This is a genomic window from Oxalobacteraceae bacterium OTU3CAMAD1 (assembly GCA_024123915.1).
Taxonomy (GTDB): Bacteria; Pseudomonadota; Gammaproteobacteria; order Burkholderiales; family Burkholderiaceae_D; genus Rugamonas.
This window is the reverse complement of record CP099650.1, coordinates 2,082,610-2,105,039: the sequence shown is the minus strand read 5'-3', so window position 1 is coordinate 2,105,039 and position 22,430 is coordinate 2,082,610. Positions and strand designations below refer to the sequence as shown.

The 22,430-nt window shown below is 64.8% G+C and carries 19 protein-coding genes; 3 read left to right on the top strand and 16 right to left on the bottom strand.

Annotation, left to right across the window (positions count from 1 at the left end):
* Window positions 1-52: 52 nt before the first annotated feature.
* From hemW to NHH88_08965, 6 genes are all read right to left on the bottom strand, one after another.
* A complete protein-coding gene (gene hemW / locus NHH88_08990; GenBank protein USX15898.1) occupies window positions 53-1,330 on the bottom strand; it encodes a radical SAM family heme chaperone HemW in 1,278 nt (425 codons plus the stop codon).
* A complete protein-coding gene (gene rdgB / locus NHH88_08985) occupies window positions 1,327-1,911 on the bottom strand; it encodes an RdgB/HAM1 family non-canonical purine NTP pyrophosphatase (GenBank protein ID USX15897.1) in 585 nt (194 codons plus the stop codon). Before rdgB ends, hemW begins: the two co-directional genes overlap by 4 nt.
* Window positions 1,912-1,992: 81 nt before the next feature.
* A complete protein-coding gene (locus NHH88_08980; protein ID USX15896.1) occupies window positions 1,993-2,940 on the bottom strand; it encodes a substrate-binding domain-containing protein in 948 nt (315 codons plus the stop codon).
* A gap of 162 nt (window positions 2,941-3,102) precedes the next feature.
* Window positions 3,103-3,846, bottom strand: coding sequence for a ribonuclease PH (rph, locus tag NHH88_08975; protein USX15895.1), 744 nt, complete (start codon window positions 3,844-3,846; stop codon window positions 3,103-3,105).
* Between the two features lie 27 nt (window positions 3,847-3,873).
* Window positions 3,874-4,842: a serine/threonine-protein phosphatase gene (locus tag NHH88_08970; GenBank protein ID USX15894.1), complete on the bottom strand. Its 969-nt coding sequence runs from the start codon at window positions 4,840-4,842 to the stop codon at window positions 3,874-3,876.
* 43 nt (window positions 4,843-4,885) lie between these two features.
* Window positions 4,886-5,911 carry a serine/threonine protein kinase gene (locus NHH88_08965; GenBank protein USX15893.1) on the bottom strand — a complete coding sequence of 342 codons (1,026 nt, stop codon included), beginning with the start codon at window positions 5,909-5,911 and terminating at the stop codon, window positions 4,886-4,888.
* 89 nt (window positions 5,912-6,000) lie between these two features.
* On the opposite strand from NHH88_08965, the gene NHH88_08960 reads away from it, so the two are divergent.
* On the top strand, window positions 6,001-6,891 hold the full coding sequence (locus tag NHH88_08960; protein USX15892.1) for a YicC family protein: 891 nt from the start codon (window positions 6,001-6,003) through the stop codon (window positions 6,889-6,891).
* Between the two features lie 53 nt (window positions 6,892-6,944).
* Here NHH88_08960 and NHH88_08955 read toward each other — a convergent pair whose 3' ends face one another.
* The 3 genes from NHH88_08955 to NHH88_08945 form a co-directional block, all read right to left on the bottom strand.
* Complete coding sequence (locus tag NHH88_08955) at window positions 6,945-7,364, bottom strand: ester cyclase (protein ID USX15891.1); 420 nt, start codon at window positions 7,362-7,364, stop codon at window positions 6,945-6,947.
* Window positions 7,365-7,415: 51 nt separating this feature from the next.
* Window positions 7,416-9,137 carry an alpha-L-fucosidase gene (locus tag NHH88_08950; GenBank protein ID USX15890.1) on the bottom strand — a complete coding sequence of 574 codons (1,722 nt, stop codon included), beginning with the start codon at window positions 9,135-9,137 and terminating at the stop codon, window positions 7,416-7,418.
* Window positions 9,138-9,355: 218 nt separating this feature from the next.
* Window positions 9,356-11,506 (bottom strand): exo-alpha-sialidase, encoded by a 2,151-nt coding sequence (locus NHH88_08945; GenBank protein USX15889.1) that lies wholly within the window; start codon window positions 11,504-11,506, stop codon window positions 9,356-9,358.
* 336 nt (window positions 11,507-11,842) lie between these two features.
* Between NHH88_08945 and NHH88_08940 the strand changes: the two genes are divergently transcribed.
* Window positions 11,843-12,784: a GntR family transcriptional regulator gene (locus tag NHH88_08940; GenBank protein ID USX15888.1), complete on the top strand. Its 942-nt coding sequence runs from the start codon at window positions 11,843-11,845 to the stop codon at window positions 12,782-12,784.
* Here the strand turns inward: NHH88_08940 and NHH88_08935 are convergent.
* Together NHH88_08935 and NHH88_08930 are read right to left on the bottom strand one after the other, a co-directional pair.
* Window positions 12,773-14,449 carry a DUF5597 domain-containing protein gene (locus NHH88_08935; GenBank protein ID USX15887.1) on the bottom strand — a complete coding sequence of 559 codons (1,677 nt, stop codon included), beginning with the start codon at window positions 14,447-14,449 and terminating at the stop codon, window positions 12,773-12,775. The two genes, NHH88_08940 and NHH88_08935, sit on opposite strands and share 12 nt — an antisense overlap.
* 159 nt (window positions 14,450-14,608) lie before the next feature.
* Entirely contained in the window at window positions 14,609-15,793 is a 1,185-nt protein-coding gene (locus tag NHH88_08930; GenBank protein USX15886.1) for a helix-turn-helix domain-containing protein, read from the bottom strand.
* A 155-nt stretch (window positions 15,794-15,948) separates the two neighbouring features.
* Between NHH88_08930 and NHH88_08925 the strand changes: the two genes are divergently transcribed.
* Complete coding sequence (locus NHH88_08925; protein USX15885.1) at window positions 15,949-17,862, top strand: glycoside hydrolase family 97 protein; 1,914 nt, start codon at window positions 15,949-15,951, stop codon at window positions 17,860-17,862.
* Between the two features lie 99 nt (window positions 17,863-17,961).
* Here NHH88_08925 and NHH88_08920 read toward each other — a convergent pair whose 3' ends face one another.
* The 5 genes from NHH88_08920 to NHH88_08900 form a co-directional block, all read right to left on the bottom strand.
* Window positions 17,962-18,291: an L-rhamnose mutarotase gene (locus tag NHH88_08920; protein USX15884.1), complete on the bottom strand. Its 330-nt coding sequence runs from the start codon at window positions 18,289-18,291 to the stop codon at window positions 17,962-17,964.
* A gap of 48 nt (window positions 18,292-18,339) precedes the next feature.
* A complete protein-coding gene (locus NHH88_08915; protein USX15883.1) occupies window positions 18,340-19,104 on the bottom strand; it encodes an SDR family oxidoreductase in 765 nt (254 codons plus the stop codon).
* Window positions 19,097-20,401, bottom strand: coding sequence for an L-fucose:H+ symporter permease (gene fucP / locus NHH88_08910; GenBank protein ID USX15882.1), 1,305 nt, complete (start codon window positions 20,399-20,401; stop codon window positions 19,097-19,099). Before fucP ends, NHH88_08915 begins: the two co-directional genes overlap by 8 nt.
* A 68-nt stretch (window positions 20,402-20,469) precedes the next feature.
* Window positions 20,470-21,336 (bottom strand): fumarylacetoacetate hydrolase family protein, encoded by an 867-nt coding sequence (locus tag NHH88_08905; protein USX15881.1) that lies wholly within the window; start codon window positions 21,334-21,336, stop codon window positions 20,470-20,472.
* A 70-nt stretch (window positions 21,337-21,406) separates the two neighbouring features.
* Entirely contained in the window at window positions 21,407-22,429 is a 1,023-nt protein-coding gene (locus NHH88_08900; protein USX15880.1) for an aldo/keto reductase, read from the bottom strand.
* Window position 22,430: the final 1 nt, after the last annotated feature.

Genomic DNA, 22,430 nt, shown 5'->3' with positions numbered 1-22,430 from the left:
CCAAGCCACGGCTGGGGTCTGACCCCTTGGGGTCAGACCCCGAACTTCCGGGTCAGGTGGTCAAAAACATCTGCTGCAAATCGTTGAGGAAGCGCTGGCCCAACTCGGTGGGCCGGATCACCTTGTAATCCCGGTATAGCAAGCCCTTGGCCTCGGCGGCGTTGAGGCTTTTCTCGATCGCGTTCAAACTCAATCCGGTGCGCTCGCTGAACAGGTTCGGATCGAACCCGCCGTGCAGGCGCAAGGTGTTGAGCATGAACTCGAAGCCCATGTCCTCACGGGCGATCTCGTACTCCTCCTGCACCGGCGCGCCCAGCCTGACCTGCTCCATGTAGGCCTTCGGCTGCTTGTAGCGCGCCTGCCGCAGTATGCGATGCGGGAACGATATCTTCGAATGCGCCCCGGCGCCGATGCCCAGATAATCGCCAAACTCCCAGTAATTCAGATTGTGGCGCGCGCGGTGGCCGTCCTTGGCGTACGCAGACACCTCGTACTGCTGGTAGCCATTGGCGGCGGTGAGTTCGGCGATCATGTCCTGCATGTCGGCGCTGGCGTCGTCGTCGGGCAACGACGGCGGATACTTGGCGAACAACGTGTTCGGCTCCATCGTCAGGTGGTACAGCGACAGGTGCGGCGGCTTGAACGACATCGCCGTCTCCACGTCGAGCCTGGCCTCCTCCAGCGTCTGCGACGGCAGCGCGTACATCAAATCCAGATTGAAGTTGTCGAAGTTGGCCAGCGCGATATCGACCGCGCGCCGCGCCTCATTGTCGTCATGGATGCGGCCCAGCGCCTTCAGGTGGCGCGCGTTGAAGCTCTGGATACCGATCGACAGGCGGTTGACGCCACTGGCGCGGTAGGACTTGAACTTCTCCGCCTCGAAGGTGCCCGGATTGGCCTCCATCGTGATCTCGACGTCGCTGTCGAGCGGCAGCAAGGTGCGCACGTCCGACAGCAGGCGGTCCAGGCCCGCCGCCGACATCAGGCTCGGCGTGCCGCCGCCGATGAAGATCGTGTAGATCTTGCGGCCCCAGATCAGCGGCAGCGCCATTTCCAGGTCGGCGCGCATGGCGTCCAGGTATTCCTGTTCAGGGAAGGCGCCCCCCTCCTTCGCCTCGTGCGAGTTGAAGTCGCAATACGGGCACTTCTTCACGCACCACGGGAAATGGATGTACAGCGACAGCGGCGGCAGCGCCGACAGGTTCAGCGAGCCGCTTTGCAGATACTTGAGCGCGACGCCGGCCGCGTCGCCCAGATCGGCGCTGTGGGCCGGCGGAGATGCCGGTGCAGCCGCCTTGCCGCCGGCGCCGACGATTTTGATCGGGATCATTTCAGTTTCTCTACCAGCGCGCGCAATGCCTGGCCGCGATGGGACATGGCGTTTTTCTCGTCGGCGGTCAGCTCGGCCGCGCACTTGCCCAACGCCGGGATGAAGAAGTACGGGTCGTAGCCGAAGCCGCCGTTGCCGCGCGGCGTGGCGATCATCTCGCCGTTCCAGCGGCCGTCGGCGATGACCGGCTGCGGATCGTCGGCGTGGCGCACGAACACCAGCACGCAGTAGTAGTAGGCCGATTTGTCGGCGTGCGCGGCCAGGTCGGCGATCATCTTCTCGTTGTTGCGGGCGTCCGACTTCGGCTCGCCGGCGAAGCGCGCCGAGTACACGCCCGGGGCGCCGCCCAGCGCGTTGACGCATACGCCGGAATCGTCCGCCAGCGCCGGCAAGCCGGTCAGGCGCGACGCGTGGCGCGCCTTTTGCAGTGCATTTTCGACAAATGTGTGAAAAGGCTCATCCGCCTCGGGCACGCCGAACTCGCCCTGCGCGTGGACGGAAAAGCCCACCGTGGACAGCAGTTCGTTGAATTCCTTGAGTTTGCCGGCGTTGTTGGAGGCGAGGATCAGGCGTTGGGTCATGGTATGGGCTGCGATCGAGTCATGCGGAGAAGGCGACATTGTAAACCTTTTGCATGGAACCCACCCGCCGGCGATCCACGGCTAGGGCACCAGCAACGACTGGATCTCGGGCCGCAGATGGTTTTCCAAGGTGACCATCACCGCCTCGGTCACGACGTCGCGCCCCTTGACGGGGGCGCCTTTGGCGGCGGCGATGGCCGCCTTCATGCCCTGATAGCCCATCTGGCGCGTGTTCTGCAGCACCAGGCCGTGGATTTCCTGCTTTTTCAGGCCTTCCAGCAGAAAATCGCTGGTGTCGAAGCCGATCAGTTTCTTCTTGCCGGCCTCCCCCGTCTGGCGCAGCGCGCGCAGCATGCCGTCGGTGGCCGATTCGTTGACGGCGAAGATGCCGTCGATCTGCTTGTGTTTTGTCAGCGCCGCCAGGCCGGCGCGGGCGATCTTGCCGCGCGTGCCGCCGCCGTATTCGTCGATGACGATGATGTGTGGGGCGTGCCTGGCGAGATAGTTGACGAAGCCGTTGGCGCGGTCCTCGGTCGATCCGCTGCCGGCGATGGTGCGCATCACCAGCACGGTGCCGTGCCCGTTCAGCAGCGACGACAGGCGCTCGGCGGCGAGCCGGCCGGCGGCGTGGTTGTCGGTGCCGACGAAGTTGGTGTGCCAGTCGCCACCCAGCGCCGAATCGACGACGACGATCTTGACGCCCATCGCCGCCGCCTTGCGGACCGGGTCCATCAGGCGCACCCGGTCGGTCGGCACGATGATGACGGCGTCCACGTCGGCCCGGGAATACAGGCGCAGGATATCGATCTGCGAATCGATATCGTCGTTGTAGGCCGGGCCGCGCCAGGTCAGCTTGACGCCGCCCTCTTCACGCACCGCCTTGTCGACGCCCTGGCGCATGAAAGTCCAGAAGTCCTGGTCGCGCGACTTCGGGATGAAGACGATATTGAGGTCCCTGGATAGCGCGGCGAGCGGCCAGCCCGCAAGAAAGAAAGCCCACAACAGCAGCATTAACGGCCACTTTTTCATGAAAGTCTCCCCCACCAGGGCGGTCGCCATGCTACGGAACCACGTAGGGCGGATTAGGCGGAACGCCGTAATCGGCCAGTGCGTGAGCCGCTGGCGGCACCTGCATGGCCGATTACGCTTCGCTAATCCGCCCTACGTGGATTTGTGGCGACCCGGCGTCCGTCAGGCCACGCCCAGCACCTGCTTCTGCAACTTGATCAAATCGGCGATGCCGCCCTGCGCCAGGTCGAGCAGGCGGTTCATGCCGGCGCGGTCGAACGCCGCGCCCTCGGCCGTGCCCTGCACTTCGATGAAGTGGCCGGCGTCGTTCATCACCACGTTCATATCGGTATCGCAGCTCGAATCCTCGACATAGTCCAGGTCCAGCACCGGCACGCCCTGGTACACGCCGACCGAGATCGCCGCCACGAAACCCTTGAGCGGAATGGCCGGCACCGCGCCGCGCGCGACCAGTTTGGAGAACGCGTCATGCGCGGCGACCATGGCGCCGGTGATCGACGCGGTGCGGGTGCCGCCGTCGGCCTGGATCACGTCGCAGTCCAGGTGCAAGGTGCGCTCGCCGAAGGCCTGCAGGTCGAAGGCGGCGCGCAGCGAACGGCCAATCAGGCGCTGGATCTCCTGCGTGCGGCCCGACTGCTTGCCGCGCGCGGCCTCGCGGTCCATGCGCGTGTGGGTCGAACGCGGCAGCATGCCGTATTCGGCCGTCATCCAGCCCTGGCCCTTGCCCTTCAGGAAGCCGGGCACCTTGTCCTCGATGCTGGCGGTGCAAATGACCTTGGTGTCGCCGCATTCGATCAGCACCGAGCCTTCGGCGTGCTTGGTATAGTCGCGGGTCAGGCGCAGCGTGCGCAAGGCATCGACGGTGCGGCCGCTGGGACGGGCGAAGGTGGGTGTTGCTAAGGTCATACGGTGTCCTTGTGAATTGTGTGGGGATTATTTGAGAATCTGGGAGGATTTTTCGATCGCGCCGCGTATCTCGGCAATGGCTTTTTCAATTTCATCGTCATCGAAGGCGCTATCCATGGCGGCCGCGGATGGTTCCAATGGCTCCTGAACCGGCCCGCCCTGGATGGTGGTGCTATGCAGGTCCTGCGGCAGCGCCTCGGTGGAAATCACCGTCGGCATCCCGCCCGCCGTCGTCGCGCCCATGCCGTCGACCACCGAGCTGCCCTGCCACATGATGGCCAGCGCGGTGACGTTGTCGCTGCCGTCGCCGGCCGCGCCCAGCGCCGCCCGCAGCAGATCCGGCACGGCCCGCACCACCGTGTGCGCGTGCATGCGGCGCGCCATTTCATCGTCCGGCAGCATAGACCACAACCCGTCGGAGCACAACAGCATCTGGTCGCCCGGCAGCAGGCCGCCGCCGCCCGACACCTCCACCTTCGGCAGGCTGTCGGCGCCCAGGCAGTTATACAGCTTGTTGCGGTCCGGGTGGGTGGCGCGCTCCGACGCCTGCGCCAGCCCCTTGGCGATCAGGCTTTCGATATGCGAGTGGTCGCGCGTGCGCGCCAGGATGCGGCCGTCGCGCAGCCAGTACAGGCGCGAGTCGCCGCAGTGCGCCCAGGTCGCCGTGCCGTGCTGGATCAGGCAGGCGACGATGGTGGTGCGCGGCGTCTCCGGCATGGCGTGGGCCTTGCGGTAGGCGTGGATGTCGTTGTGCGCGGCCATGAAGGCCTCCTCGAGGAAGCGCTGCGGCTTTTTCACGTACGGCGTGGCCTGCTGCTGGAACATGGCCGAAATGGTTTGCAGCGCGACGGCGGCCGCGACCTCGCCGCGCAGGTGGCCACCCATGCCGTCGGCCAGCACCAGCAGCAAGGCGTCGCGCGTGAAGCTGTAGCCCATGCGGTCCTGGTTGACCTTGCGGCCGCCGATGTGGCTTTCCTGATACACGGAGAATTGCATTGTTTGCCTTCGCAGTCGCCTTGTTTAACGTACCCGGTCCGGCTCAGACCAGGGTATCCGGCCCGGCCTTCGCCTTCGGTTTGGCCGCGCCGCCCAGCCGTCCGACCAAGCCGCGCAGGCCGCCGCCCAGCCTTTCGATGATGCCCCGCCCTGCCTGCGCCGGGGGTGGCGGTTCCGGCGTGGGCGCCACCGCCGCCTGCAGCACCTTCTGCAGCGCGAACAGGCTTTGCGGCCGCGCCAAAGGATCGACCATCAGGCACCAGCGCACCAGCCGCACCAGCTCCGGGGTGTAGGCGCCGGCGAGCTTGTCGAAGTGGCCGGCCATTTTATCCTCGGTCTTGCGCTGGTCGGCCGGCTGCGGCGGCGAGCCGACCATGCAGGCGAACATCGACGCGCCGATGCTGTAGACGTCCGACCACGGCCCCAGGCCGCCGGTTTTGGAGTACAGCTCCGGCGGCGCGAAGCCCGGCGTGTACATCGGCGTCAGGGTCGGCAGGTCGTTGTTGACGGTCTGGCGCGCCGCGCCGAAGTCTAACAGCATTGGCGTGCCGTCGGTGCGCAGGTAGATATTGGCCGGTTTCAGGTCCAGGTGCAGCAGCTTGTTGGCGTGGACTTCGCGCAGTCCCTTGAGCACCTGAATAAAGATCGTTCGGATGAACGCCTCGCCCACTTTGCCGCCCTTGGCGCGCTGGCCCTGGATATGCTCCTGCAGCGAATGGCCCGATTCGTAGGCCATCACCATGTAGACGGTATCGTGGGCGCGGAAGAAGTTGAGCACGCTGACGACGTTGGGATGGGAGATGCGCGCCAGCGCCCGGCCCTCCTCGAAGAAGCATTTGAGGCCGATCCGGAACACCGCCAGGTTGGCGCGCGAGACGGTCGGCACCAGCTCGCCGTCCTGGCGCAGCGCAAGCGAACTGGGCAAATACTCCTTGATGGCGACGGCCACCCCGTCGGGGTCGTACGCGAGGTAAACAATACTGAACCCACCGGACGCAATTTTCTTTACAATGCGATATCCAGCAATTTCCAGACCATCGGGTAACGGGGCGTTGTTTTGTGCAGCCATAGGATTCCTCGCCTCAACACATCGGATTGTGTGGATAAATCACTGTTTTGTAAAGATTAAATCGGGGACATCCATTGAGCATTTCCAGCATGACGGGCTACGCAGTCGCCACCAGTGAAAGCGCGGCGGGCACACTGACGATCGAAATCAAGAGCGTCAACTCGCGCTTTCTCGACCTTCAGTTTCGAATAAACGACGATTTGCGCGCGCTCGAACCCGATTTGCGCTCGGCGGTCATGGCCGCCATCACGCGCGGCAAGGTCGAGCTGAGGCTCAGTTTCGGCCGGAAGGCGGCCACGGCCGGCACGCAGGCGCTCAACCTGCCCCTATTGACCGAATTACAACGACTGCAACAAGAAGTCGGCGCGCACTTCCCCGCCGCGCCGACCATGTCCGTGGCCGAACTGCTGCGCTGGCCCGGCGTCATCGAGGAAGCCCAGATCGGCCAGGAGTCGCTGCAGGCCGACGTCGCCGCGCTGACCGCGCGCACGGTCGAGGCCTTCGTCGTCAGCCGCCAGCGCGAAGGCGCCGCGCTCGAAGCGATGCTGACCTCACGCATCGAGGCGATGGAGGTGATCGTCAAGCGCATCACGCCGCTCATTCCGCAGGTGGTCGCCGCCTTCCAGCAAAAAGCCGTCGAGCGCATGCAGGACGCGCTGGGCCTGGCCTGCCAGGGCTCGAATTCGGCGCTGTCGCGCCAGGACGCGCTCGAACGCATCCGCCAGGAAGTGATCCTGTACGGCATCCGCATCGACGTCGCCGAGGAGCTGGGCCGGCTGTCGGCGCACCTGACCGAGACGCGCCACATCCTGAAAAAGGGCGGCCAGGTCGGCAAGCGCCTGGACTTCATGATGCAGGAGCTCAACCGCGAAGCGAACACGCTGGGCGCCAAGGCCTCCGTCAAGGAGCTGGCCGACGCCTCGATGGAGCTCAAGTTGCTTATCGAGCAGATGCGCGAGCAGGTGCAAAACCTGGAATAACAGAAAGGAGCGGCAACGCTCCTTTTTTTCGGCCCTCCTGGCAGCGTCCCGGGTCAATTCGATGGCGCGGCACCGATTTGCTGTAACAAGCCAAGCATATCGGGCTGGCCGCGCTCTTCGACGAACTTGCCGCCGGAGAGACGGTAGAGGTTCATGGCTTGCACGGTGATCTTTTTCCCGGTTGGCGCTACACCGAAGAATGGTCCTTGATGTGTGCCGCGCATCGTAAACCGGGCGGCCACTTTATCGCTCTCGGCCACCATCTCTTCCAGGGTCCACTGAATGTCGGGGAATCCTTCGCGCATCATGCCGATGATGGCGAGATAACCAGCTGGCCCTTTCATTGGCTCCGGACGTCCCGGCACATGAAAGATTGCCTCCGTGGAGATGAGTTCGTCGGCCAATGCTTCGCTGGCGGTGTTGATGAACTCGACAAACTTCTGCATGGTGAGTTTGTTTGCTTCTGATGTCATGGTAATGCTCCTTTATCGAAACCGTTAAACCGGCGGATCTTTCGCGATGTGCTACCTGATGTTGAAACCAACCGCCGTGGCGAACGACATCCCCTCGGGCACGGTGATGACGAGCGCGTCATCCTCCTGCTTCCAGCGCAAGGGCGCGCCGGCGTGGCCGAGCAAGGTGACGGAGGCGACCGGCTTGCCCAGCAGCTTGGCGGCGCGGCCAAGCGAAGCGATGCGGAGTTCGCTGCCGGCGGCGGGAACCGCCATGCTGTACGCGTAGAGCGAACCGTCGCCGCCCACCGTGAAGCGGAAATCCTTGGGACCGAAGCGGAACTCGGCCTGCTCTTTTCCGATCTTGCCTCCAGGCAGAGTGCGCAACTTCCCGCCCGCGCCCTCGCCGGGCACGGCCCAGGCTTTGCTGCCGTAGATGCCCTGGCCGTTCAGTTGCATCCAGGCGCCGACCTCCTCCAGCATGCGGGTGCTGCCGGCGTCCAGCGAACCATCGGGCAGCGGCGAAATACAGATGGCGACATTGCCGTCGCGCGACACCTGCTCAAGGATATAGCGGATCACCGCGCCCGAATCGTAGGTGAAACCGGGCCCGTAGTACCAATCCCCCACCGGCGTTTCCGCGATCCACGCCTGGTCGGACTTGATGCCGTCCGGGACGCTGCCCTCCTCCGTATTCACGGTGCCGTTGGTGGTTGGCCGGAATTTGATGATGCTGAAGGTGTCGACCTTGCCACGCTTTTTCAGGGTCTGGTTGTAGAAATCGGCGATCACGCGCTGCGTCGCATCGGACTTGATGCCGGTGCCGGTGTGGGTTCCGCTAAACGGTTGCGGCCCCGTGCCATCGGTATAGATGAAATCTGGATCGTAGCGCTCCACCACGTCCATCATGCGCAGCGCCCATTGGGTGGCATACCACTTCGTATACGCGGTGTGACGGCTGAACAGACCGGCCGGCGGGGGATTCCAATCCGTCTGGGCCGCCGCTGCGACGCCCTTGTATTCGCGCAGGTCGACGTTGTAGAGCCGGCGCGGATCGAGCCCTTCCCACCACTTTCCCTTGCCGTCGGCCATGGTCAGGGCTCCATCGTAGGGAACGCCGGCCAGCGGCCCCTGCTTGTCGCTGCCGAAGGCGGTTTGCCACCACCACCACGAATATTCATGATGGAAGGCCACGCCATAGCGCATGCCGGCCTCCCTGGCCGCCTTGGACCACTCGCCGACCAGATCGCGCTTTGGACCCATGCGGGTCGAATTCCACGGCTGGTAGCGCGAGTCCCACAAGTCGAAATTATCGTGATGCACGCCCTGGACGATCAGGAAGCGCGCGCCCGCCGCCTTGTACAGCGCCGTCAACTTGGCCGGATCGAGCTTGCTTGGATTCCAGTCGCGCAGCATTTCCTTGTAGCCGACGCGCGAAGGATGTCCCTGGTTCTTGAGGTGGTTGTCGTAGGCCGGCGTGCCGGGCGCGTACATCCGTCGCGCGTACCAGTCGCCGCTCATGCCGGCCGCCTGCGGTCCGAAATGCACCCAGATGCCGAATTTCGCTTCGCGCAGCCAAGCCGGCGTGCCCGGGTAGTTTTTCTCGATCGATTCCCAGGTGGGTTCGAAAGGGCCTGCCGTAATCGGCAACGCCAGCTTCACTTCCGGCGCGGAATCGTGGGCGGCCATGTCCACACTGTCCTGCGGCAGCGGCGACGGCAGCGCCGGCATGGGCGGCATCGAAGGCAACCGCGACGGCGGGGCTGCGTGGGCGGCGATCGTGGCTGCGAGCATGCCTGCCAGGAGCACTCGCCCCGGGACTTTCTTCGTGTGCAAAGATTTCATTTATAAGCGTCTCGAATGGGTAGTTTGGCTAGATGATAACCCAAATTGTTCCACATATATAATGAACATTTACTACAAAGTCTTCCAGGTTGTCTCGGTGTTTTGTGTAACCGCCGCCGTCGGCGATCGCCGACGCCGGCGTCCCCTTCACTACGCCAGCGCCAGGGTTACGGCCGGCCCACCACGATCCCCCTGCCCGCCGTGCTCATGTAGACCACGCCGAAGGTGTTCATGTCGCCGACGACGAACCTGCCGTTGCCCGGGCCACCGTACTGGTGGGCGTTGTCGTTGATGCGCGTCCACGTCTGGCCGGTATCTGTCGAACGGAACAAGCCGCGCACGCCGCCGACCGTGCCCCAGATGAAGACGGTCGGATAGGTCGCGCCCGCCGCCGCCTTGCCGAAGCCGACCGCGCCGCAGTAGCTGACGTTGGCGAAGGTGGTGAATTGCCAGCCGGAGCTGGTGGTGCGCGCCAGGCCGCCACCGTAGAGCGGCACCCAGATGTCGCCCTCGCGGCCGGGCGCCGCGCGGATCACGTCGCTGCCGCCGGCGGCCAGCGTGTTGTACTGCCAGAACGACGCGCCGCCGTCGGTGCTGATCATGAAGGCGCCATTGGCCGGATTGTGCACATAGAACTTATTGTTGTTGACCGGATCGCCCAGCGGACGCGCGTTGCTCACGCCCAGTCCGCCGACGGCCGTCCAGTTCGTGCCCAGGTTGGTCGAACGGTAGGTGGTGGAAGAGTTTTCCGGGCTATGCAGCAACACGCCGCCGCTGGCCGACAGCGCCACTTGGCCCTTGGCGCCGTTGATGGCGGCCTGCGTCCAGTTGGTGCCGCCGTTGGCGGAGCGGTACATCGCGTTGCCGACGCGAACCACTGTGCTGGTGTTGGCGTCCGCCACCGCCAGGCCGGTGGTCGTGCCCATCGTCGGCGTGTACATCGGGTTGGTGTAGCTCTGGGTGTTGTAGTGCTGGAAGCCGTCGACGTCGCCCAGCGCCGACAGCAGCGGGCCGCCGGCGATGCTGTTGATGTTCAGCGGCACCGTCTCCTCCAGTCCCTTGGTGTTGAAGGTCCAGGTGGTCGTGGTGGCGTCGATGTCGCTGGTTTTGAAGATGCCGTTGCCCGACGTGACCCAGACGGTCTTGGTGTTGAACGGATCGAACGCCACCGTGCCGGCCCAGTGGATCGACGAGCCGGCGATCCAGTTGATGCCGCCGGTGTCCTTGGCGAAGCCGCGCGCGACGACGTCGGTCCACGCCGCCCCGCCGTTGGTCGAGATATACACCCGGTCGCCCCAGCTGTTGCCCTGCTGGGCGTACTGGTTGACCGACGAGGCGATCAGGCGCTGGGCATTGTTGGGGTCGACGCTGATGCCGCTGAACGCGACCGTCACGCCGGCCGGCGTGACGTTGGTCCAGGCGCCGTTGGCGATCGTGTATTTCCAGATCTGGCCGCTGTTCATCGGCTCCGTGCCCGACTGGTTGCCGTGCGGGCCGGCGCCGTTGGCGTAGGTGATGTACAGGTTGCCGGCGCCGTCGAAAGCGGCGCGCTGCGGCATCAGGTTCGACGGGCCGCCGGAGACGGCGCTGAACGAGCCGCCGGCGTTGTCGCTGCGATAAAAGTTGGCGCCGGCCGAACCGTAGCGCGACACGCCGACGAACAGGCGCTGCGCCACGCCGCCGGACACGCTGGCCGGATCGGCCATGACCACGCTGATGCCGTTTTCGTTGGCCGTGGTCGTCACGTTGAGCGCGTTCACCTTTGCCCAGGCCGCGCCGGCGTTGGTGCTCTTGAACAGGCCGTTGGCGCGCGTGCCCAGGTACAGCACGTTGCTCGAACCTGGATCGACCACCATGCGCTCGCCGTTCTGGCGCCCCATGCCATTGCCGTGCGCCTTGAACTGGGCGGTCACGTCGGTGGTGGAGAAGGTGGCGCCGTAGTCGGTCGAACGCAGCACGGCGCTCTTGCCGCCGTTGAAGTAGCTGATGCCGACGTACAAATAGACGTTGGCCGCGTTCTTGGGATCGACCGCCAACGATTCGACGCCGAGGTAACCGGTCTGGTCATCGGCCACCCAATCGAGCATGGACACCCAGCGCGCGGCTGAATTGTCCCAGCGGAAGGCGCCTCCGACGTCGGTGCGCGCGTACACCACGCCCTGGGCCTTGCTGGGAATGACGGCCGAGACGAACCCTCCGCCGCCCATGGCGACGGTGTCCCAGGTATAGGCGGCGGCCGGCTGCTGGGCCGCCACGACCATCGCGCCGGCGGCCACCAGGGGCCGGGCCGCAACGAGCACTGCTTTGATCCATTTCATCTTACTTGTCTCCTTATGATTTGTTGTATATATGGATGACAGCGAAGCCGCCTTCCCCGGGCGGGGCCGACGGCTCCGTTTCCGCGCCGGCCGCCGACATCCCTCCCCCGGCGGCAAACGTGAAAACCTAATAAACATATATCAAACAATTCAGAAGGCGAACCGCAAACGTGTTGTGCACGCGAAATCATTCCGCCGTTTGATGAATTTCATAATGGCGTAAACTTGCAAAATTCAAGGCTGTAAACTACCGCCGCGACACGCGAGCGCCGATCGTGGTGTATTCTATGTATTCAATACACTACGCCGCCACGACGGCGCCCCGCACCACAAAACATGGCCAAACTTCCCATCACCACCCGGCGCAGCATCAACCTGCTGCTGGATCACGCCGCCAACCACCTGGCCGTTGGCGATCCCCTGCCCACCGAAATGCGCATGACCGAGATCGTCGCCAGCAGCCGCACCGCCGTACGCAGCGCGCTGGCCCACCTGGTCGACCATGGACTGGTGGCCGGCATGAAGCAGCGCTATCTGTTGCGCAAGCCCCGGCCGGACGACTACTTCGACGTGGCCGAACTGCACAGTGCCACCGAGCAGCTGCAGCAAGTGCTGATGGAGCGCATCTACGAGCGCGACCTGCCGCCGGGCGCCGAGTTCACCGAGGTCGAGCTGTCGCGCGCGGCCGGGGTCAGCACCATCGCCGTACGCGAATTCCTGATCGGCTTCTCGCGCAACGGCATGATCGAAAAGAACCCGCGCGGCGGCTGGCGCCTGTGCGCCTTCGACACCAAATACGCCCAGGAGCTGGGCGAGGTGCGCGAGATGTTCGAATTGAAGGCGATCGAAAAGATCGCCGAGCTGGCGCCGGACGACCCGGCCTTCGCCAGGCTGCGCGAGCTGCTGGCGCGCCACGAGGCGCTGGGCCGCGAACCGGCCGAGAGCCACGCGGAATTCCCCGCGCTCGACCGCGAATTCCACACCTTCCTGATCGGCCTGCTGGACAACCGCTTCGCCGAGAGCCTCAACGACGTCGTCTCCATGGTCTACCATTACCACTACCAGTGGGACAAGCGCGACGAGATCCCGCGCAACCAGTACGCGCTACAGGAGCACCTGGCCATCCTGCGTCCGCTGGCCGAGGGCGATGTCGCCGCCGCGCTGGCGGCGATGCGGGTCCATCTGGGCTCGTCGCGCTCGACCATGCTCAACGCGCTGCGCAAGCGCGACGCCGGGCACGGCCGCGATCAGGCGGCGCCGCCGGCGTCAATGGGATAGCCCGCCTAAATACGTCCCCATGCGCACTTTCAGGACGGTGGGACGGGCCGGCAGGTTCAGGCCGGAATCGACCTGGTCGCCGTTCCAGTTGCGCTGCATGATCCATTTTCCCGCCGCGTCGAAGCGGCCTTCCTCGACGCGCAAATACATGGCCGGTTTGTTGGCGTTGGCGCCGGCGCCGCCGAAGTGCAGGCGCACCTGCTGGCCGATCACGATGAACTCGTTGTCGCCGGTTTGCGCGAAGGCGGCGCCGCCGGTGGGGAACTCGGTTCCGGGCGGGAAATCCTGCTTGTTGGCCGAATGCGCGACGGTGCCCATGTGCCATTCACGGAAGATCGCGTTGACGCTCCAGTTGCCCATGGTGATGGTTTGCGGCGTGCGCTCGTCGCTTTCGGCGATGCCGTGGGTGCGCCCCTCCAGCGCCCAGGTCGCCCACATCCGCTCCATCGGCCGGAACGCCGCGTAGATCTTGCCGAACGGCGCGGCCATGGCCTTGTCGGCCGTCCGCGCCCCCAGCGGATAATTGGTGTAGTCGGCGTAATCGACGCCGAACGGCGCGACACCGATCGCGCCGCGTCCCAGTATCTGGTAGATGTAACGCGCGAAGTAAGGCGCGTTGGCCATCTCAGGGATAAACAGGGCGTTGTCCGGTCGCTGGTATTTGGCCAGGTTGCCCGCGACCTGCTCCGACTCCTTGCCGTACAGGTCGGCGGCGGAGATGTCGATATGGGGGGCCGCCGCCTGGTAGATGTCGATCACGTCGTAGGTCGGGCCGCCGGCGTTGAAATTGTTCTTCCACGGCGTGGCCGGCGCGACCGAATCGCGCACGGCGGCGTTGACGAACATCGGCAGGTTGTAGACCGCGCGCCCGGCCTTGGCCATCTTGCCGATGTAGCTGGCCATCGAATACGCCAGGAAATACTCTTCCGCATATGGGCCGTAGACCTCAGACCAGGTCCCGCTGGGGGCGCCGGGCACGGGCGGCTTCTTTTTCGCCAGCACGGACGCCGGCACCGGCTGGCGGAACGCCGCCTCCGCCTTCGGACTGTAGTCGCGCGTGCTGTTGAACGTGCCGACCTCGTTCTGGACCTGCACCATGATCACGGTGCGGTCGGCCTCGTCGATCTTCTTCAGATGCGCCATGAAGGCGACGAAGGCCCTGGTGTCGGCCGTCAAGGTCTCCTCGCCGTAGGTCGACAGGCAGTAGGTCGGCTTGCCCTCCTTGTCGAGCATGCGCGGGAAACGCTGGTTGTCGGTCCTGACCCACTCCGGCGCGTACTGCGGACGCGTGTTTTTATAGGTGCCGAACCACAGCAGCACCAGGCGCACCTTGTTCCGGCGCGCCTGCGCGACCAGCGTGTCGACGTAGCTGAAATCGAATTTGCCTTCGACCGGCTCGACCTGCTCCCAGGCGACGGGGATTTCAAGCGTGTTGGCATGCGCGTCCTTGACGGCGGACCACACGGGCTCCAGCGCGCCGGGATAGTTGCTCGAATTGTGGGCCTGCACGCCAAGCATTGTGAACGGCTGGCCGTCGACCATCAGCGCGTGGCGGCCGTTTTTTTGAACGAGCTGGGGAATGGCGGCGGCCCTGGCGTCAAGATGGGCCGACGAAAGCAAGAGCATGCACATGGCGGTGACCAGGCGGCTGGGACTTTTCTTCATGGGGTGGATACCAAAAATGGACAAGGGGTCCGAGCATAGGACAGCGCGCCGGGACGTTCTTGCGCCTTGGCCGAAATCTCTTTCACTAAGCGGAAATGGCAAGCGGTCCTGCGAAAAGTACAAGCGGCCGGGAGGCAGGAACCGATCAGGAAGGGAGGATCAGGAGGGGGTGAGCTCGGCCGGCTGTTTCTGCTTGGTCGACAGGGACCGGAAAGCCTTTGGCGCGCAGCCGTATTCTTCTTTGAACAGCCGGTTGAAATAAGAGACGTTGCCGTAACCGACCGAATACGCGATCTCCGAAACGGTCGCGCCGTTGTCCTCGGCCAGCAAACGGCCCGCCTCCGTCAGCCGCAATTTATTCAGGTAACCGGTGAAGGTCATGCCCAGTTCTTTTTTGAGCAGGTCGTTGACTTTGGAGCGATTCACCCCGGTCCCGACGACCACGGACTCCAGATCCAGTTCCGCATCGGCGTAGTTGGTCGCGACGAACTGCAATACCGAAGCCTTTTCCTTGTCCTTGGAGGACTCCAGGATCAATTGGCGGTAGGCGATCAGCGGCAGATCGTTCTTCTTTTTCGACTCCAGGCTGGCAATCAAGGCCCGCGCGTGGCTGCGGAAAAACCACAGGGCAAACGCGCTCCAGCTGGCCAGCAGGACGACGGCCAGCGCGGCGATATAGCGGTAGTCGCGGCCATGCAGCGTGAATTCGCTGATTTCCACCCGGGAAGCGACGTCGCGGGGACTTTGAAAACTGGTGCCGAAGACGATTTTCGATACCTTGTCCAGCTTGTAGTCCTGCAGCGATACCGGCAGCTTGTGCAAGGAGAACCACCACTCGGGCATGGTCAGCCGGGTCAGGTCCACCGTCACCGGCACGCCGGCCTCGTTACAGGAGAAAAAGCTTTGCGGCGTTCTATAGGTCGGGAAATCACCCACCCTGGAGATCTTGTCGTCGAAGGCCAGCACGCCGAAGATGAGCGAATTGGCCGGCGCGCACTTGGCGAGGAAGGTGGCGCTGGTGTACTTCGACCAGTCGACCTGCGCCAGCCGGTCCTGCCGATCGTTCAACAACAGCGTCGCGGCGGCGAATGGATAATCGATCGCAGTGGTCAGGTGGAAATCGTATCGCAGCCGCTCGCCGTCGGGATCATGCATCCGGATGGTCGACGTTCCGCGCCAGGGGGCGTCGGTTTCGCCGACGCTGCGCCAGTGCGTGCGGTCTTGGAGCGGCGCCAGCACGGTCACCGACAGATAGCTCCGGTAAATGAACAACGCCGCCAGCAAGGCGTCCGCCACCACGAGGAATATCAGCGCGAGGAGCGCCTTCTTATAAAACGTCTGCATCTGCCTTGATTGGTTGTTGGTCTCGAGGCAATACATCATATGCAGCCGATTAAATAAATGCAAACTGTTCTCAATATATCACATACAATTGATGCGCATAAAGTTCCACCTGCGTGACTGAACGCAGCTTTTTAACCAATTGTGATGACGACATGATGAACATAAAGATAGTGAGCGCGTTGCTGGGATTGAGCTTGGCCAACGGCGCTGCGCTGGCGCTCCAGAGCCCCGACAAACAACTGGATGTTGCGGTACAAATCAATCCGGACAGTACCTTATCGTATAGCGTGCACCGCAACGGCCAACCGGTGCTGCTGCCATCGCCGCTTGGCCTGACGTTGGCGGACGCGGATTTCTCGCGCGGCCTTCGTCTGGTGAAAACGTCGGCGGTCAAAGCGATTTCCGACAGATATGCAATGGCGGTGGGCAAGCGCTCCGCCATCCACTACCGCGCCAATCAGCAAGTGTTTTCCATCGTCAATTCCGCCGGGTACAAGATGGATGTGGCGTTCCGCGTGTCCGACGATGGCCTGGCCTTCCGCTATGTCGTCGCCGATGCGCGGATTCCCGTCAAGCGTTTTCTCGGCGAAACGACCGGTTTCGCTTTCAATCCGAAGGCGCGCGCCTTCCTCCAGCCGATGGCGGTGGCCAAGACCGGGTTCGGTAAAACCAACCCGTCCTACGAGGAGCGTTACCAGGTCGACATTCCGGTGGGCCAGCCCGCGCCGTTGAAGGCAGGCTGGGTGTTCCCGGCGCTGTTCAAGAGCGGTGACACTTGGGTGGCGCTGACCGAAGCCAACATGAACGGCAGCTTCCACGCCTCGCGCCTCGCCACCGAGGCGCCCGGCGGCGTCTACCGCATCGATGTGCCGACGCCACCGGAGGTCTTCACGAACGGCAGGCTGCTGGCGGAAACCGCCGGCACCCTGGTCACCCCTTGGCGCGTGGTCGCCGTGGGATCGCTTAACGCCGTGATGGACTCCACGCTCGGCACCGACCTGGCGGCGCCGGCCGTCGCGTTCGACCGAAAATTGATCCAGCCCGGACACGCGTCCTGGAGTTGGCCGCTGTTGAAGGACGAGTTCACCGTATTCGACGTGCAAAAGAAGTTCATCGACTACGCGGCGGACATGAAATGGAACCACACCCTGGTCGACGCGGAATGGGACCGGCAGATCGGCTACGAGAAGATGGCCGAGTTGGCGCGCTACGCCGGCACCAGGGGCGTGAACCTGCACGTCTGGTACAACTCCGCCGGCGCTTGGAACGACGCGCCGCAGACGCCGCGCGACAAGCTGCTGACGCACGATGCGCGCGTGAAGGAATTCGCGCGCCTGCGCGGGATGGGCGTCAAGGGGGTGAAGATCGATTTCTTCGGCGGCGACGGCGTCTCGATGATCCGCTACTACGTCGATATCCTGAAGGATGCGGCCGACGCGGGGCTGCTGGTGAACTTCCACGGCGCGACCCTGCCGCGCGGGCTGCAGCGCACCTACCCCAACCTGATGACGGTGGAGGCGATCCGCGGATTCGAATTCACCACCTTCGACCAGGGCGACCATGACGCCGTGCCAGCCCACGCGGTGAACGCGGCCATGATCCGCAACCTGTTCGACCCGATGGACTTCACGCCAATGGTGTTCGGCGACATGGGCAAGATCAAGCGCATCACCCGCAACGGCTTCGAGCTGGCCCAGTCGGTGCTGTTCCTGTCGGGTATCCAGCATTTCGCCGAGATTCCAGAGGGTATGGCCACGGTGCCCGAGTATGTCAGGACTTTCCTGCGCTCGCTGCCGCGCAAATGGGATGACAGCCGATTCCTCGCCGGCTATCCCGGCACCCATGTCGTCGTTGCCCGCAAGGCCGGCGCCAGCTGGTATGTGGCGGGGATCAACGCCGATGAAAGCGAGCGCACGGTCGAGCTGGACCTGTCCTTCATCGGCGACCGCAAGGGCGCCATGATTACCGATGGCGCCGGCCAGCGCGAATTCAGCCAAGCGGAGCTGCGGAGCGGCCAGGCGCGCGTGACGCTGAAACCACGCGGCGGCTTCGTCGCGGTCTTCCGCTGATCTTGAAGCGACTGCGGCGCGGCGGCAATGGATGCCGTCGCGCCGCGCAGGGAACCAGCGCGCAATAATCAGCGCCTGTGGAAAGTATGTCCGCCCCGCTCAATCCATATGAAACACGGCGGGCATCATCGCCCAGTGCTCGCCTTCGGCGCGGCTGGCCAGCGGAAGCTGGCAAGGCTCGCAGAAGGTCCACCAGCGCCGGGTCTCCGGGTCGGCGGCGATGGCGCGCATGTCGGCATCGAAATCGTCGCCGTGGTACTCCCAATAGCCGAACAGCAGGTTCTCCGGCTCGCGCAGGAAGATCGTGTAATTGCGCACGTTCGCGGCGGCCAAGGTGGCCAGCACCTGCGGCCACACAGCCGCGTGCAAAGCCTTGTATTCGTCGATCTTATCGGCCGCTATCCCGATTACCATGCCCATGCGTTCCATCGTCCGTCCTTGTTCCGTATTGATTAAAAATGCCGCGCCGTGCTGCGCTCAGGCGTTGAGCGTGATGAAGCCGCCGTCGATCGGATAGTCGCTGCCGGTGATGAAGGAAGCCTCGTCGCTGCACAGGTACAGCGCCAGCGCGGCCACCTCCTCCGGCCGCGCCATGCGGCCGATGGGCTGCGTCTTCGACAGCCGCTCGAACATCTCCGCCTCCTGGCCCGGGTAGTTCTTGGCCAGGAAGCCGTCGACGAACGGCGTGTGCACCCGTCCCGGCGAGATCGAATTGCAGCGGATGCCGTCGCCCAGATAGTCCTTGGCCACCGACAGGGTCATCGCCATCACCGCGCCCTTGGCGGTGGAATAGGCGAAGCGCTCCGACACCGCCACCCACGCCGCCACCGACGCCATATTGAGAATGACGCCGCCGCCGTTCTCCTTGAGCAGCGGTATCGCCGCGTGCAGGCAGTTGTAGGCGCCCTTGACGTTGACGCCGATGACGCGGTCGAAGTCCTCTTCGGCGGTATTGTCGGCCTTGCCGACATGCGCGACGCCGGCGTTGTTGATCAAAATGTCGATCGGCCCGATCGCGGCGAAGCAGGCGCGCACCTGCGCCTGTTGCGTCACGTCGCAAGTTTGCGCGGCGGCGCTGCCGCCCTCCTCCGCGATTTCGCGCAGCACTTGCGCGCCCGCGTCCGCGCCGATGTCGAGGATGTGCACCGACGCGCCGCGCCGCGCGAACAGCATGGCGATGGCGCGGCCGATGCCGCTGCCGCCGCCGGTGATGACGGCCGTTTTGCCGGTCAGTTCAAACATGTGCAATGCTCCCTGTCGATGTGGTGGCGACCTGCGCCGGCGCTTCCTGGAGCACGCTGCGCGCGAACCAGCCGATCACGAGGAAGCACAATAGCGGCGCGGCGTAGCCGTATTGAAGATTGTGGGTCATGTCGCTGATGGCGCCGAACAGCAGCGGCAGCACCGCGCCGCCGACGATGGACATGACGATCAAGCTGCTGCCCATCTCGGTGTCGGCGCCGGCGTCGCGGATGCCGAGCGAGAAAATGGTGGGGAACATGATCGACATGAAGAACGCGATGCCGACCACCGCCACCAGGCTGACGGTGCCGCTGGCGAACATCGCCACCGCGCACAGCGCCACGCTGGCCAGCGAATAGACCAGCAGCAGGCGCGCCGGCGCGATGTATTTCATCAGCCACGTGCCGGCGAAGCGGCCGACGACGAACGCGGTGCCGCAGCCCCAGCCCAGGTAGTCGGCCGCCGCGATCTGCGACACGCCGGCCGCCCTGGTCGCGTACAGGATGAAGAAGCTGAACACGCACACCTGCGCGCCAACATAGAAGAATTGCGCGACGACGGCGCGCCGGATCGACGAACGCCGCCACGCCCGCATGACCGCGCCCTTGGCGGGCGCCGGCTGGACGTTGTCGGCGGCGGCGCCGATGGCCGGCACCTTGAGGAAGAAGAACACCACCGCGATGGCGACGATGACCAGCGCGATCGCCAGGTAGGGCCCCTTGACGCTGGCCGCCTCCGCCGCCAGCGCGGCCTGGCGCGCGCCCTCGGACATGGCCTGCAGCTGCGCGTCGCTATGGCCGTCGACCAGGATCAGGCGGGCGCCGGCGATGGGCGCGAGCATCGCCGCCAGGCCGTTGAACGATTGCGCCAGGTTCAAGCGCTGGGTGGCACGCTCGGGCTTGCCCAGCAGGGTGACATAGGGATTGGCCGCCGTTTCCAGCACCGTCAGCCCGCAGGCGATGACGAACAAGGCGCCCAGGAAGAATACATAGCGGTGCGTGTCGGCGGCCGGGATGAACAACAGCGCGCCGACCGCGAACAGTCCCAGGCCGCACAGCATGGTGTTCTTGTAGCCGGCCTTGCGGATCAGCAGGCCGGCCGGCAGCGCCATCACGAAATACGCGATGAACACCGCCGAATCGACCAGCGCGGCCTCCAGCACGGTCAGGCTGAACGATTTCCGCAGATGGGGAATCAGGATCGGATCGAGGTTATGGACGAAGCCCCACATGAAAAACAGCGAGGTGATCATCACGAAGGCGAACTTGTAGGTCTGCCGGTTGGATTGTTCGGTCATTGCCTTGTTGTCTCCATCTTGTATCCCTGCGGCGCCTGGTTTTTTTGTGCGCCGTGGTCTTTAGGCCATTAGTTGTCGATCAGCTCCGGGTTCCAGGCGTGGACGGTCTGGTTTTGCTGGCCCAGGCCCTCGATGCCCAGCGCCATGCGGTCGCCCGGTCGCAGGTAGATCGGCTCCGGCTTTTGTCCCAGGCCGACGCCGGGCGGCGTGCCGGTGCTGATCACGTCGCCGGGGTTGAGCGTCATGAAGCGGCTGATGTAGCTGACCAGATGGGCCACCGTGAACACCATCGTGCGGGTGTTGCCGGTCTGGTAACGCTTGCCGTTCACGTCCAGCCACATGGCCAGGTTCTGCGGATCCGGCACCTCGTCGGTGGTGACCAGCCACGGTCCGACCGGACCGAAGGTGTCGCAGCCCTTGCCCTTGTCCCACTGGCCGCCGCGTTCGAGCTGGTACTCGCGCTCCGACAGGTCGTTGACCACGCAATAGCCGGCCACGTGGTCGAGCGCGTTTTCGATGTCCACATAGCGCGCGCGGGTGCCGATCACCACGCCCAGCTCCACTTCCCAGTCGCTCTTGACGGAGTCTCGCGGCAGCACCACCGGATCGTTGCAGCCGATGATGGCGCTGGTGGCCTTGGTGAACAGCACCGGCTCGGCCGGCACGTCCATGCCCGATTCGGCCGCATGGTCGGAATAGTTCAGGCCCACGCAAATGAGCTTGCCGATATCGGCCACGATGGGCGCCAGGCGGCCCGGTTCGGCGACCAGCGGCAGCGACGCCGGATCGATCGAGGCCAGACGGTCAAGGGAAGCCTTGCCCAGATGGGCCGAGGTCAGGTCCGGCAGCACCGAGGACAGGTCGCGTACATTGCCCTGGGCGTCGCACAGGCCTGGTTTTTCGTGGCCTTTGGGGCCGAAGCGCAGCAATTTCATTGGTTTCCTTTATACGTCACGTCAGAACAGCTTGAAACAAACGGGTAAAAACGGGTGAATGTGGCGAAGCTCACGCGCCCTTCGGCGTGGGCGCGCCGGCGGCGATCAATCCATCGCGCGCCAGCGCGTCCCACACGGCGGCGGGCAGCGGCTGCCCGAACCACTGCGCGTTCTGGCGCAGCTGCGCCGCGCTTTGGGCGCCGGGAATGCACGACACCACCGCCGGATGCGCCATGGGGAACTGCAGCGCGGCCGCCTGCAGCGGCACGCCTGCCTGCGCGCACACCGCCGCGATGGCATCGACGCGGTCGACGATATGTGCCGGCGCGTCCTCATAATTGAATTTGCGGGTGCCGGCCAGGATGCCGGAGTTGAACGGACCACCGATCACGATGGCGACGCCGCGCTGCGCGCAACGGTCCAGCAGCGCCAGCGCGCCCTGTTCGAGCAGCGTGTAGCGCCCGGCCAGCAGCGCGCAATCGAGATCGCACACCTCCATCGCTTCGGCCACCGCCTCCCATTCGTTGACGCCAAGGCCGATGGCGCCGACCGCGCCTTGGTCGCGCAGTGCCGTCAGCGCGCGGAAGCCGCCGCCGTCCGTCAACTGCTCCCAATAGCGCGCGTGCAGGTCGCCGTGGGTGGCGCGGCCGATATCGTGCACGTACAGGATGTCGACGCGGTCCATGCCCAGGCGCTGCAGGCTGTCCTCGTGCGAGCGCATGACGCCGTCGTACGAATAGTCGTAGTGCGGCCGGAACGGGAGCGGTTCGGCCCAGCCGGATTCGCCCGGCGTCACGCCGGCGTCGGGCCGCATCAGGCGCCCCACCTTGGTGCTGAGCACATAGCTGTTGCGCGGGCGCGCGCGCAGCGCGGCGCCCAGCCGGCGCTCCGACAGCGTGTAGCCGTAATAAGGCGCGGTGTCGAAGTAGCGGATGCCCAGGTCCCACGCGGCATCGACGATGGCGCGGGCGTCGGCCTCGCCGACGGCCTGGTACAGCCCTCCCAGTTGCGCGCAGCCCAGTCCCAGGCCGGTCAGCGCAATGTCGCGGCGCGCCAGCTTGCGCGGCGCGCCCAGGTGCGGATTGGCCTCCATG